Below are 14,007 nucleotides of genomic sequence, written 5' to 3'. Positions count from 1 at the left end.
CTAATGGTGTTCGGTTCTGCTGCAAACGCTCAGACATGCAGCACTAGCTGCGTTGAAAGTTGTCGAGTCTGCACAGACATTCCTTTTCTTGGGTTGAAGTGTTCTCCGCCAGAACCGACGTGTCTTTCGATCTGTCTCACTAAGAAAGGAGCGGAATGCGGAAAAGGAGCCACTCGCCGCGATCAGCCCATCCACGGTAACTACTGCGGGCTAGGAAATCGCGGAGGTCAACCGGTCGATTCGCTCGATGCTGCGTGTAAAAAACACGATGAATGTTATGACCGAGTAGGCAGGGGAGCGTGCTCCTGCGACAAAGTGCTTGCAGAAACCGCGGCTGTGTTAGCTGGCTTTGGCTCCGATCTAGATATGGCAGCGAGAGAGAAATCTGCTCTCGTGGCGGCCTTTTTTGGCTCGACGCCCTGCATACCGAAGTAGAAGAATGATCCAACGCCACGCACTTATCGCAACTATCTATTCAAATCCTGCGCCAGCGAAAATCGAGAAAGCCGCTTCGTAGTATTTCGATACGACGTATGTGGCTCGCAAGGTCGTTCGTGCTCCGGTTAAATTGATCGCACTCAACGAGTGCGCAGATCCACGCCGATACCGGTGCTAACCGGCATCCATCTTCCTACGATCTTGGGCCGGAGGATGAGAAAAAGAGCAACTGAAGAAAGTCAAACTGAAACAACATCCAAATCAAGAGCACGCATGCGGCAATGAATGCGATGGGTGCTACGAGACAACCCACAATAAACACGTCGTTTCGACCCCGAACAGGCGGCGGTTGTTGCGGAACAGGCGGCGGTTGTTGCGTCATTCGTTTTTCACCCCTTGTATCGTTCTTCAGCCGCGAGAGCTTCTGGGTGTTCGGTGGAATAGGTGTCCATAGCCGAACGGCCGATTCCAAAAATTCCGACTGACAGCACCCTGACAGCACGGCCCCGCCCGGCGCAGCGATTGTAGTCGCAACCCGTGCCCCCCGTACCCCAAAATCGGCGCTCGAAACGACCGAAATGCCCACCGGCAAAATTTTTGTCTCAGGAACTTCGGGCGAGCGCTGCACTTGCAGCTCAATTGGCGATGCCCTCCCCTGACGGGCCTTCATCGTGTTACGGAGCGCGTTGCAACAGTGTTTCAATTTCTTGCGAGAATTTCCGAGCGGCGTTTTCCCAGCTCAAGACCGAGGAGAGATTATCTCTCAGCTGTTGGGCTTGCCGAAATGCTGTCGGAGGATCGGCCACAATCTTTTCAACGCGGCTCGCCCAATCCGCAATGATTGCATCTGGATCGGGGCCCGTCACGTCGGCGACCCAATCATTTGCGATACCGGTCACAACAGGTGAAATGTTCGCCTGCAACAGCAGCTGAGCTAAGCCGCTGGTCGAGCTGATGAGTGCAGGTATTCCAGCGGCGATGCCCTCCAAAGCAGATAGGCCGAAGCCCTCCGTCCTCGATGGCATAAGCACGACAGACGAGCCGCAAATATCGCCCGCGATATCATCTTCAATCTCAGTGTAAGGCCTGCATGTCACGTATTCTTCAGCTGCCGTGTAGCCATCAATGGCCCGTATTTCGTCATCAACACCATCTACGGTAAAACCTCGCATAATCAAATGGGGGCGCGTCCAGGGCTTGCCCGGCCAACTCGAGTTGATCTTGCCGATCACTTGGCAAGCGAGTGGTGCTCCTTTCAATACGGGGTCTTCAAACCTAGCGATCAAAAGGCAGTTCACTCCTCGCTGTTGAGCAGGATCTACGTTATGCCCGACTAGCATGGAATTGAGTCCGGGCCACATCTCAACAATCGGTACGTCCGCGCGGCTCAGCCGCCCACTAATCTGCTGGAAAATTCTTGGACCAATTGCGACGACCAAATCCGCCGACTTACACTGCTCGACTTGAATTTGCCCCTTCATAGCGCCCCTCAATACAGATTGCGGGCCGCGTGTTTTGTGTCGTTCGATTTCCTCCGGTAGCGTATGAATGAAATGGACATAGGGCACGTCGTACACATCGTGGGCGATATGATGGGCAGCCGTTCCTGTGATGTGGTCATGCCCAACGACGACATCCGGCTGAAATGCCTGAAGATCTCTTTTAGAGAAAAGCAAAAGCCGCAAGATAACGTCGGTCGGCTCAGGATACGGATCTTTGCGCGGCGTGATAAGCCTAACGCTCGCCGCCATCGCGTCACTGATTTCCTCGCTGCTCGCACTCAGAACAAGACAGACCAGTTCGTGTCCGAGCTTTGCGAGCGCTACGCACAGTTCTCTGTTTACCGTAGATAGGCCCCCGTGCCCCGAGCGCCATTCTGTCGCAACCGCCAGAATTTTCTTCCTAACAATTTGAGATGCTGCGGGTCGCTGGCTCTCCTCGATTGTTGCAGCTGGCGTGCTGCTTAGTACCTCATCTACGCCCCTGAGATCATGGGCGCTGGCATCAGCCAACTCAGTCAGTGCTGCCTTCGTGCTTCGTGGGGGCTCAATCGGCCCAAGCAAAGCAATGGCCGAAATGACTTCCGACGGCTCTCTGAGCCTCCACGATGTAGCATCGAACGCTCTGCGCGCATCCAGTATGTGATACTTCAACCACGGAGCCTGCACTACTTCGGTTGCTATACGTCTCACGGATGCGACGGCGGCCGCAGTTCCAAGAGCCGTTAATCGCCGAAGCGCGGCACCACGCAAATGATCGATCTGATCATCCGGCCCAACCCAACTAGCTTCACCACTCTCTCTTGCTGGAGGCGGAATCTCTTTGTAGCTCCAGATGTAGAAGTCAGCGAGGCCCGCTTCCGTCATCCTTGATACGAACGAAGACTCGAAATCGAGCGACCTTATAATCTCAATCGCTTGCGGCCCGTGGGTTTCCCGAAAACGCGCGAAGCTGGGCCAAACAGCGGGCGGATCGCTTTGCAATAGGCTCGCGACTCCCGCAACGAACTCAGGCTCTGAAAACATTGCGCTGGCTGCGCCTGGCTCAGAGCTTAGGTCTCTCAGCAACGCGTCAACGACCGGCGAAAATGATTTGCTCGCCAGATGGCTTATTAGAGCTTCGCGAACTTTACCGGGCTCAAGCTTGCCAAAGACCGCCCACAAAAAGGAGCCCAGAATCTCGTTATAGCTCGAGTCGAGAAGACGCAATGCGTGCCTAGCGTCGTATTCTGACCTGCCCTTGAAAAGGATCCTGGCGAGCGAACGCAAAACCCGCTCAGGAGCCAATTCATATGCCCTTGCCGCAATTATTTCATTTGCCTCTAGTCCATCTTGGCTTTCATTGAATGATATAAAGATGCACGAACACCAGTTTTGCCAAACCTCCGGCGACAGATTGGCAAAGCTCTCGGGGGCGAGCTTCAACAGCAATCGCATCGCACGATAGCCAGCGGCAGCGGGGCGATGAAAGGTGTTTGTGCCCAACCAAGATGAGGACGATAGCTTGTTCTCGGTCAAGTAGCGCGCAGCCACAACGACAAGGCGATCTCGCATCGCGTCTGGGATAGCCGCCCACAGCTTGGTCGAAATTAGGTCAGATTGAAATTCTTGATTAAGGAACCCTCGATCATCTGCAAGAAAAGCTAGGTTCAGCTCCCACCATCCAAAGCTATTTGCCAGCTCAACTGCCTGTAGCTTCTTCTCAACAGCGTCGAGCGCATCAAACCGCCGCTTTTCGGTCTCTGCCAATCTCGCCTTGGTTCTCTCGTAGTCCTCTCGTTGCCATTTGGAAGTGGCCGAGTCCACCTCGCAAGTGAAGAGCGACCTCAGCCCACTCATGAGCAAGGTCGAGTTTTCGGCATAAGCCCAGATTGGCTCGAGGCGCTCGATGTCGTCTCTCGGAATGACAGCGAGAACCAGCTGGACGGCAGCTTCTTCAGGAAATTGACTGCTTGGATTCCGAAGGTGTTTCAACAGCCATGGCAAGTCTTCATACGTAACGAAGGGAAAGGGAAATGCAAAAGCGAGCCAAGACCAATTTGCCGACTTATTCAGCCCTACAATTTCCTCTACCAGCTGAAGCCGGCGCTCGCCGGCACGAGAGAGACGAAGCAAAAACTCATTAGAACCTTCTTGGAGAATGGAATATTGAGCGCTCGAGAATAGATCTAAGAAGAATTTGGCAAGAGCGCTGCGCACGACCGGACGGTCAGATCTTTCCCATACACGATCAAGAAATTTAGGGATGGCCCGGCCCAATGTGCGGCTGCGCCTTTCTTCTGAAGCGACAACCGCAATCCACTGCAATACTTCCTGCGCCTCCTCATCCGTTAGCTCCGGAAGCTCAAGCCGTGAGATGAAAAGTGTGTATGAGCCGATCCAGCTGCTGTTTTTCTCCGGTGTTAGCGAATGGATCAGTTCGCGAACCGATAAATGCTTAGGCCAGAGCGCTCGCAGCGCCCAACCTTTCAGCTCGTCATTTTCGTCGGCGGCGTTGTTCTCCAATAGCGGACGCAAGCGCAAGCGAATTGGCTCATTGGCGACCGCCGACACGGCAGCTGCGGCTTGGGTTCGAATGTGAAGTGTTTCGGTCGGATCGAGTGATACGTTGGCGAGAATATTCTCAATTCCAGCTCCGCCATTCGCCTCCGCAATGTCGATTGCAACTCGACGAACAACTAAGTTCTTTTGCTTGTCAAGAATATAAGGGAGGAGCTGTTCACCCAAGCCCGGGTGGCCAAGGCAGTCATATCGAAGCCTGTCTTCAATATTGAAGTCATGCAGCTCGGCTGTATCAAATCGCAGCAACAGCCCACTAACGAGAGCTTCTCGTGCCTGCGGGGACGCAGAGGCGACATCACTACGAAGAAGGATATCTGGATCGGTTTCCGCGAGCGCGTTGAACAACGCATCATCCATACTTGCGAGCCAGGCGGAAACCTCTCGCAACTGTGGCGGGATCCGTCGATCCTCCGCTGAGCGAAGAAAATCCAAGATATTCTGCGAGCTAAGTCCGCGCTCGATCAGATAGTAGGCGGCCAGAAACTCAGCAAAGGTTTGGTGGCTCCATGCAAATAGCGTTTCGTTCACCGGAATGAAGAGAGGCGATAGCAGTGCTTGGTAAAGATCAATGTCCCCGACCTGAAAGGTGCCACTAGATGCCGGCTCATAACCACCTGCTATTTCGGAGATTGCGACTACGCGTCCAGCTTCAGTTGCGCGATGTGCCTCGATAGAGATCTCCGTGCAATTCGAGAAGATTGATGCTGCACCAATCCTAGCGGCAACGATCATCTTCGAGCGCGCGTCGGGAAATAAACTATCCTTGCTGGTCTCTTCGAGAGATACGAGAAGAGCGTCTCGATAGAGACGCGCCCGTTGCGTGGGAAGTTCCGAATTCTGCGCGAACACATCGAGCAGCATATTGAGGGTAATTGGTCGCCGCGTTAGGGCGTCCACCTCGCGACGTTCGATCTGAGACAGAAATGCTGCGGAACGATCCGGCGGAAGCTCCGAGATTGCTACCTGTACGTCCTCGTCACTCAATTCCTGAAGCTCGTAGGTCTTCGTATGCGACGCCCCCCAAATTTCTTTCAGGGCAGCCTCAATTGAGGAAGGCCACTCTGCCGAACGGCAGGTCAGCCGAAGCCTGACATTACTTAGATCCTGGATGGCAACTAGCTTTCGAAAGACAGAGGCGATGCCGTCCTGAGATTGAGCGATCTGTGGCAGCGACTCGTCGAGGCCATCCAGGAACAAATTCCAGATTGCGCCTCGTAACTCAGGTCGCCTCGCTTTCGACAGCACGAGAGTCTCGAGTTCATCTAGGCCGGTGACGCGCCCTAGAGCGACGACGTCCGCAACTTCGCCGTTTGCGATGGCGCTTTGCGCTTCGAGCCTAATTTCACTCGATTTTCCAAGTCCGGGGGCCCCAAGCAGCACCAAGCACGGAACGTTTCTAAGGAAAGAAAGACTTACATCGTCGTGCTGCGTCTCAGGCCTAGCTGCGTCCAACTGACGCCATTGCCGCCGCCAAAGGTGGAAGTGCCGTGACTTCATCATGCCCCCTTGCAACCATCAGATGATGAGATGCTATCGCTCGACCAATAAGTCGAGACTTGCTCGTTGCCAACTAATCTTTGGACTCATCGTGATGCCGGCCGCGACTGTGAGGGCCAGGCTAACCGCGCATTCGTGGCTTCACGTGCAACTAAGGAAGGGATACGGCGCCTGCCGTCGCAGAAGGTCAAACGGCAGGACGTGCAACCTCATTTCAGATGAAAAGTGAAACGGTGGCAGCGGCTCGGAGAAGACCGCCGTCCGAGGGTAGACCAAGAACAGGTCTCCAACACCGTTTAAATATTTCCGTCCGTAGGCGAACATCTGATAAAAGTCCGATTGGCTCAGTTCGTATTGTCGCGCCCGGTCACTGCTCAGCAACTTCCATTTGGTGTCGATGATCCAACTACGGACTCCATCGCTCAGCACGATGTCTGGCCGAAGACGGAACCACATATCGTCTTCGTGCTCGCAGAGATGCCGGTCGCCAAGCTGGGCTCTGATCTCCATCGAGCTTGGAGCAACCTTTAGGAGCGATGCCAGCACATAGTGCTCAAACAGACGCTCCATCGGGAAAAGCATGCTACCCCCCCGGTGAGCGCCTGAGATCGCGAAGGGTGTTCGGCGCAGCAGGATTAGCTCGCAAAGCGTCCTCATCGTCGAATAATCGGCCATGAGCCGATCCTTGCTCCATCGTCGCAAGTCGGCACTGATGTCGATGGTTTCGGGGATGTCAGCCATCGTCGTTGATAGTTCGCGCGCCAGGCGCCAGTTGTCACTGGCCCGCGTTGACCGAAGGATCAGCTCTATCGCAGAGCGCAGAAGGCGGTTCTCGGGTCTATCGAAGGAAAAAACGTCATGCTGGAAAGAAAGCAGATGTGCGCTTGCGGGTCCCGACCGGATCTGCCGGACAACGTCGAGTGCCCCTCGTAGAAGTGGCTCTCGGGCTTCGACACGTTGATAGCTCTGCCGGAGCCCCCGATGGAGAAGGTCGGATGCCTCCTGAAGGAAGCGCGATGCCAGCCACTCGGGCAAGGGCAGCTTGAATGCCGAGATCTCGGACGTTGCTCCCTGTCTTGGCTTCAGCCGCAACGCTTCCATGACCATGCTCACCAGCAGACGACGCGCACCTTCGACGTCCTCGCTAGACTGCGTGTACTTGGGAAGGATCTCGATCTGCGTCCCGCAGGGCGTCTCGACCACGCCGACATAGTTCAACACCCGGAGCGTTCTGGGCCCCTCGAGCCGCACGATCCCCGACGATGATGGCCCGGTGGATCCATGCTCGGCCAGCCAGTGAAACGCGCTAGGCGTTATCGTAGCTTGATCCAAAGACTGGACCGTAGGCTCGACCGTCAGCCGAGCGAACTCCCTGACAATCGGCATGCTCGCCTCAGCCTATTATCGTCTTGTAAGCCGACGGCCTGACGAGTGCCTCGGGATTTATTTGCCAAGCCCTCAACGTCGGCACATCAAGGTCGCCGGCGCCAAAAAGTTGTTCGACGGTCTCGCTCCGCTCGACGATGAACCGGTCTGCCCGATCACTCTTGCGATGGTCGTTGAGCACCAGTCGGACGCGCTGCCAATCGTCGAAAAAGTACTCCTGCAACAATGGAATAACTTGGCTTACGAATACGGCACGCAGTTGCCGGATGTCGTCACTCGCACTTAGCCCGAGGAAATACGCGTGACCAATGCGATGATCTCGGTCGAGGAGTCGCTCGATGCGCGCGTTCATAGCGTCCAGCAGCTTAGCCACGTCGATGCCAGCAATTTCGATGCCCTCAAGGCTATTCACGTCAGGCTCGACCTCCTCAAAGACGAAGCGGCGGCGGAGGGCGATGTCGATTGCGGCGAGCGAGCGGTCTGCGGTATTCATGGTCCCGATGATGTGGAGGCCACTCGGCACACTGAATGGCTGCTTGGAGTAAGGAAGCACGGTCGTAAGCGCCTCACTTGCGCCGTCTCGCTTCGACGGTTCCAGCAGCGTGATCAGCTCGCCAAATATCTTGGAGATGTTGCCGCGATTGATCTCGTCGATGATCAACACGCGTCGCTGGGAGCCAGAAACTTGGTGGGCCTTCTGGCTCACCGCCTCAAGGATCGGCGGCAGGATGTTGGTGTAGCCGTTGACCAGGTACTTCTCGATGCGGCTCTCAGGAACCTTATCGAACACCTCGCCTTTGCGTACGTCCTCCAACGTGATCCGCCCAACGGCCAGTAGGCCCGAAAGCTCGTCGATAACCTCCCATGGGAACGGTAGGTTTGCGCCATTTGGTTTCACCAGCCACAGGATCTCGTCCGTACACCGTTGAACAACGTAGCCAGTGCCAAACCGCATTCCGGGCGTCAGCCGCGATCTCGGCGCGAGCATCGACCTGCACAACGTCTTCAAGACGCCGTCGGCGACGTAGTAGTTGATTGCCCCGCCCTCCCCAGCCTCAGCCCGGAGCCCCTCAACAAAGTCCTCATAGCTGAAGCTTTGATGGAAGGTGACGAACTGAACGCTTCCCGCCTGAACCAAATCATCGAACCGCGCCTTAAGCGCCTCACGATCTCCCCTGTTCTCGTGAGCAAAGCCCGCATCAAGCACTTGGAGCGCACGGTCAACGGTCTTGTAGGTCTTTCCCGTTCCGGGCGGGCCGTACAAGATGAGGTTGAGTGGCAGCATTGAGGTGGCGGGGAGGCCATCTGGCGCTTCGGCGGCGGTCTCAAAGGTGGCCTGTTCGTCCGCTTCTGGCTCGATTGGAGCCCAGGCCTGCTTCAGGTCGGGTTGATAAAAGTCGATCTCTTCCGTGCGGCCTTCCTGAAGCTGACCCCGGAGGCGCAGCAATGCTTCGTCCTGTTGGACCTTTGACATGCGCTTGAGCTGGTCGCGCCCAATGTTTCCGACCGTTGATAGAATACGACGGATGTCGCCCGCGCCTGAGATACGCTCGAAATGGTCGGGGAATAGCAGAAATGGTAGAATATGCTTTAGCTGGCGGTATCCTTCGTCCGGCACTTCATCGAGCCAGGTCGCGTATGCGATGGGATCGGAGACAAGCGCACGGCGCGCATTTGCATCTCGCGCCTTGAACGCGCGTGTCGAGTTGATAAAGAAACGAAGCTCGCGCCAGCGATGAGCCAGGAAGCCGGGGCCGCCCGATCCCAGTCCGCTCAGAAGGAACCGGTCTAGCATCGGATGATCTTGAGGCAATTCTTCGCCTGACCAGCTCCAAGCCTCCCTGACCGCAGCCTGCTTAGCAGCCGGCCCTATGTTGCTGGGGAATAGGTTCATTACCCAAAGCATCTCGGCTGCAAGCCTTGAGACGAGCGGCAAAGCCTTAGCGAGCTGGCGCTTCAGCTTCTCCTGAAACTTGCCCGCGCCCATGTCCGGCTGGTTATTGAAGCGCTCGTCAAGCTCGGCGACCAACGAAGCAGTCCAAACAGACGCGCTCGCGAAAACCGACCCATCCTCGACGAGGCACCGGTCACGCCACTCTGCCGCTGCGGCGAGTGTCCGGTCAGAATTTTGATGACGTGGATTGTATCGTGCCAAGCGGTTCCCCCTTCACAGCCACTTGTGCGGCCCAGAGCATATTATCCTCTCGGCGCGAGCGCGGCCATGGGCCATGATGTAAGCCGCTCGCTTGCCCACGGAGAAAGTGCGGAGGCCCGCCGCCCGGATGGGGAAGCGCACTGGTGACTCATGGCAAACCCGTATCCCGTCGGCGCCGGTGACCGCCCTGCCCGCCTCGTAGTTGGCGCTTAGGTTAGGTCGCGTCGAGGGAGGCCGTCCAGAGGGTTGGCGTGCACCAGTTCGCGGTCGATGCACCAATTAAAAAAGCGCGACAAGTCTTCCGCACCTCCCGCGCCATGCCGTGCCGCCCCTCCTCCACCATGGTGTCGAGCAATGCATGGATGTCGGTCCTGCGGATAGAGACGCCTCGCGAGTGCACTTTACTTCCGCTTTACGAAATCCGGCTTTCGTTGACGGAAAATTATCCTGGCAATCCATCGATGATTTCGACTCCGCTCTTGTGGTCCCAGCTCATGCAACGGCTTGCGACCGAAATGACCATGTTTCCAAAGGCGTTATTTACTCCCTTGGGTCCGAAGTTAGCAAACGCGATGGAGGCAGTTGCAAAGCATCTTCGGCTTCCTGCAGACCGCATTCTTTCGGGTCTCCCACACCCAAGCGGAGCGAACGCCGAAAGGATCGCGTTTTTTTCTGGGCCGAAAGATTCGCAAAGCTGTTTCAAGCAAGGTCGAACCAGAGCGCCTTCTGGCCGCTCGCGCCTCTCTAAATAGGAAAATTGCTCCTCTTTGTGGCACGCCGAATGAGAATCATTGCAGGTTCGGCTCGCCGAAGTTGTGCTAATTGGGGAGTTAGGAGATCCGGAGCGGGACCAAGCCGCTCAGATTGCTTGGGCGAAGCGTTTAATTGCTGATCCACCAATGCCAGGAATAGGAAAATGGACGAGAATAAAGATTTCTTGAGAACGATAAAACATAAGTTTTTGGATCACAAAGTTGATCCGGGTACGGAGACATTAATCGTCGGTACTTTCAATCCGTGCGCCAAAGGAAACAATGCAGAGTTTTTCTACTCGCGTCCGAGGAACTACTTCTGGACAGTCGCGCCCCTTGCGTTGAACCATGTAAGTCTAAAGCAGAAGAAACTTGGAGATCAGTACGAGGAGAAAATAAATCAAAAGAAGGATTTTATCAGGGAGTACAAAATCGATTTTATCGACCTAATATCTGAGATCGAAGTCGAACGAGGTCAGGAAACCAACTACGACGACAAATATATCGATGCTAAAGTGCCTGAATGGGGTTGGCGAAACGTTGTTGAGGAACTTCAGAAGCTGGGCTCGCTAAAGCGAGTGTGCTTTACAAGGAAAACGCTGTCCGACATTCCTAGAATGAAACCGCGAGTAGAAGCCATAAACTCTTACTGTCAGGACAGAGCAGTTCATTTTCAGTTCATCACCACCCCTAGCAGACCTCCTCGAAAAGATAGACCAAACGAGTGGAGCGACTTCTTCAAATCGGGCTAGAGATACCCCAATTGTTCAGCGCGAGCTTTGCCTGTCCGTCAATTCGACACTCCCGGCTCGATGGTCCGAAGTCATCGAGGACATTAATAGCACGCGGTAGTGTTTTGCTCTGCCGCATGAGACGGCGAACGTTGTACTCGCTGCTAACCGGGCAGACGAGTCTTCCGACTTTCTGCAGCTCAGGCACAAACGGTGGTCGGCCTATTGGGTTTGAAGAAGTGCGTTGAATTAGGCGGGGTCGAAAGTCGCGCTATCCAGCGCAGCCAGGCAAGAACGGCCTAGGCTCTGTGAATTGCTGCTTCGCGCCAGAATGCAGTGATTTTTCCTGTTCGTAAAACAGCCGTTCTTCGAACAGTTCACACTCAAACCGCCGAAAAACCACGGCCAAATCTGAAGGAGGAATGCGATGCCAGCCATCGTAAAACGAACAGTCATGCCAATTCGGCGCAAGAACGCCGAAATTCGTACACGAGAGTATCTGACACACGACGAAGTAGAGAAGCTGATCGACGTTGCCAAAGCAAATCGCTATGGCCATCGCGATGCCACCATGATTCTTGTGGCCTATCGACACGGCCTTCGTGCTTCAGAATTGACCGACCTTCGTTGGGATCAAATCGAATTCTCCTCAGCCACCCTTCATGTCCGAAGAGTTAAACACGGCACCCCAAGCACGCACCCGCTTCTTGGCGACGAGTTGCGTGCTTTGCGAAAACTGCAGAGAGAGCAGCAGCCAAAATCGCCCTTTGTGTTCACATCGGAGCGCGGCACTCCGTTCACCACAGCAGGCTTCGCTCGAATGATCGAGCGCACTGGCGTCATAGCGAGACTCGGCTTTAAGGCTCATCCACACATGCTGCGTCACGCATGCGGCTATTCGCTAGCCAACAAAGGGCATGACACGCGCGCGGTGCAGGCATACTTGGGGCACAAGAACATCCAGCACACGGTCCGCTACACTGAGTTGTCGCCTACCCGCTTCAAGAACTTTTGGCGGTAGATATACTCGTTAGTTCGGGCACGTCGTCTGCCTGATGTCCGAGTCGGGTCAAAAGCAGCGGTCGACGCCAAGTTGGATAGGCGTCCGGTTTACCACCGACAGCCGACTTGACACGCGCTCAATCGACCTTCAGCTAAGGGCGACATGCCCAAACATCGCAATAAGGCGCCACAAGTTCCATTCTCAACCGATAATGAAATAGAGAACGTAGAGCGAGTAACCGATCACAAGGAGGCCCACTACTACTGAAAGCCAGAATAGAAGTTTATCATCTTTCATTGACGATCTACCGGCGGATCAAACCTTTGGCGAGATGGCGAAGCCCAATAGAGCTGATTCCTGACGAACAACGGGAGCAGACAGTCAGATCTCCCCGCTTTGGGTCGAAACAAGCCGAATAGCGGCAGGACCTTCTATGTTGACGCTAACATATTTCTGCGCGGCCGAAATGAGACCTTCCACGGCGGATTTATTGTACGAGGAATGCTTCGGATTTAGGTGCAAGCCAGTTTCTATGATCATCACTTGGGTAACCCCAGACCGCAGAATCTCGACGGCAAACGATACAAACGATACGTGGGGAGCTTTGAAAGACATTTGAGCTGCTTTCACTGGCGTCGAACGTAGGTCGCGCCCCAGCCAAGGCCGAGTGTGGCGGCGACAAGCGAACCGAAGAGTACGCCCAGCTTCGCCGCCCTCAATAATCCTTGATCGGAGAAGGCGAGCATCGAGATGAAGATCGACATTGTAAAACCGATACCAGCCAGCAGGCCGACCAGACAGACGCCACCCCACGTAACTCCAGGAGCAAGGCGGCACCAGCCCAGTCGTATCGCGACCCAAGTCGCACCGACGACGCCAAGCGGTTTCCCAGCGACCAAGGCAAGCGCAGTGCCCATCATCACCAGGTGCCCCCCCGCGGAGAGATCAGCGCCCGTTAAGCTGACGCCGGCATTCGCCAGCGCGAAGATCGGCATGACGCCGTAAGCCACCCACGGATGCATTGCCATCTGCACCCGCGACACCGGCGGCAATATCTCGCGGTGAGCTATGCGAAGGTCTCGCAGCGGTTGCTCTAACAGGTGCGGATCCCTTGCCTTCACCACATCGCTGCTTCGCAACTGCTTGAGCACTCGCGACACGACTTCCAGTGGCGGCTCCCGCATCGGTATGGCGCGTGCCGGAGTTATCAGCCCAAGCACGACACCTGCAAGGGTTGGATGAATGCCGGCTACCATGAACCCAATCCAAACCAAAGAACCGGGCAGTACGTAAAAGGGCGAAGAACCGATCCCAATCCGCTGACATCCCAAAACCGCGAGAACGCCAATTGACGCGATGATGAAACCACCAAGCTGAAGGCTGGCGGTGTAGAAAATGGCAATGATCAATACCGCTATGATGTCGTCGATGATCGCCAGTGCAAGAAGGAAGACCCGCACATTGACCGGGATCGTTGGTCCAAGCAGCGCGAGCACCCCAACGGCAAAGGCGATGTCTGTCGCGGTTGGAACGGCCCAGCCCTGCGCTCTAGCCGGATCGCTGTTGAGGCTCAGATAGATGAGCGCCGGGACGATGACGCCACCAGTCGCCGCGACCAGCGGCAGAACGGCTTGGTCGAGTCTGCTCAGTGCGCCTTCATGGACCTCGCGCCTAATCTCCATGCCCACGACCAGGAAGAAGACGGTCATCAGCGCGTCGTTGACCCAGAAATGCAGCGACCGGGAAAAGACGTATTCGCCGACACCGATTGTGAGCGGAAGGTTCCAAAAGGCGTGATAGCTATGAGCGAACGGAGAGTTGGCCCAGATTAGTGCAGCGGCCGCGGCCGCGAGGAGCACGGCACCGCTGACAGCCTCAACATGCAGGAACCTATGTAGGGTGCTGAGAGCCTGTTCCGCCAGCCGCTGGGCTTTCGGCAGATCGTCGAATGAAGAGCTATCGTTCATGGGCGCACGCTTTCCGC

Annotated in this window: 6 protein-coding genes; 2 read left to right on the top strand and 4 right to left on the bottom strand. The window is 55.6% G+C overall.

Annotation, left to right across the window (positions count from 1 at the left end; all coding sequences use genetic code 11):
* Positions 1–1,112 precede the first annotated feature (1,112 nt).
* From AB7535_RS41590 to AB7535_RS41580, 3 genes are all read right to left on the bottom strand, one after another.
* Positions 1,113–5,879 (bottom strand): glycosyltransferase, encoded by a 4,767-nt coding sequence (locus AB7535_RS41590; RefSeq protein ID WP_439037373.1) that lies wholly within the window; start codon positions 5,877–5,879, stop codon positions 1,113–1,115.
* Between the two features lie 258 nt (positions 5,880–6,137).
* A complete protein-coding gene (locus tag AB7535_RS41585) occupies positions 6,138–7,217 on the bottom strand; it encodes an McrC family protein (RefSeq protein WP_439037186.1) in 1,080 nt (359 codons plus the stop codon).
* Between the two features lie 172 nt (positions 7,218–7,389).
* Entirely contained in the window at positions 7,390–9,411 is a 2,022-nt protein-coding gene (locus AB7535_RS41580; RefSeq protein ID WP_439037185.1) for an McrB family protein, read from the bottom strand.
* 1,042 nt (positions 9,412–10,453) lie between these two features.
* Between AB7535_RS41580 and AB7535_RS41575 the strand changes: the two genes are divergently transcribed.
* Both AB7535_RS41575 and AB7535_RS41570 read left to right on the top strand, forming a co-directional pair.
* Positions 10,454–11,041 carry a hypothetical protein gene (locus tag AB7535_RS41575; protein ID WP_439037184.1) on the top strand — a complete coding sequence of 196 codons (588 nt, stop codon included), beginning with the start codon at positions 10,454–10,456 and terminating at the stop codon, positions 11,039–11,041.
* A 406-nt stretch (positions 11,042–11,447) separates the two neighbouring features.
* Positions 11,448–12,041 carry a tyrosine-type recombinase/integrase gene (locus tag AB7535_RS41570; protein ID WP_439037183.1) on the top strand — a complete coding sequence of 198 codons (594 nt, stop codon included), beginning with the start codon at positions 11,448–11,450 and terminating at the stop codon, positions 12,039–12,041.
* A gap of 608 nt (positions 12,042–12,649) precedes the next feature.
* Here AB7535_RS41570 and nhaA read toward each other — a convergent pair.
* The gene (gene nhaA / locus AB7535_RS41565) at positions 12,650–13,990 is read right to left on the bottom strand and encodes a Na+/H+ antiporter NhaA (RefSeq protein ID WP_439037182.1); all 1,341 of its coding nucleotides are present in this window, start codon (positions 13,988–13,990) and stop codon (positions 12,650–12,652) included.
* Between the last annotated feature and the right edge of the window lie 17 nt (positions 13,991–14,007).

The organism is Bradyrhizobium sp. 956_D2_N1_4 (genome assembly GCF_052076025.1).
GTDB classification, from domain to species: Bacteria; Pseudomonadota; Alphaproteobacteria; order Rhizobiales; family Xanthobacteraceae; genus Bradyrhizobium; species Bradyrhizobium barranii.
The sequence above is the reverse complement of the archived record's forward strand: the minus strand, read 5'-3'. Positions and strand labels throughout refer to the sequence as shown.

Bases quoted from the DNA above. Each gene is read 5' to 3' on its own strand.
- nhaA (WP_439037182.1), bottom strand. From the start codon at position 13,990: ATGAACGATAGCTCTTCATTCGACGATCTGCCGAAAGCCCAGCGGCTG.
- AB7535_RS41570 (WP_439037183.1), top strand. From the start codon at position 11,448: ATGCCAGCCATCGTAAAACGAACAGTCATGCCAATTCGGCGCAAGAAC.
- AB7535_RS41575 (WP_439037184.1), top strand. From the start codon at position 10,454: ATGGACGAGAATAAAGATTTCTTGAGAACGATAAAACATAAGTTTTTG.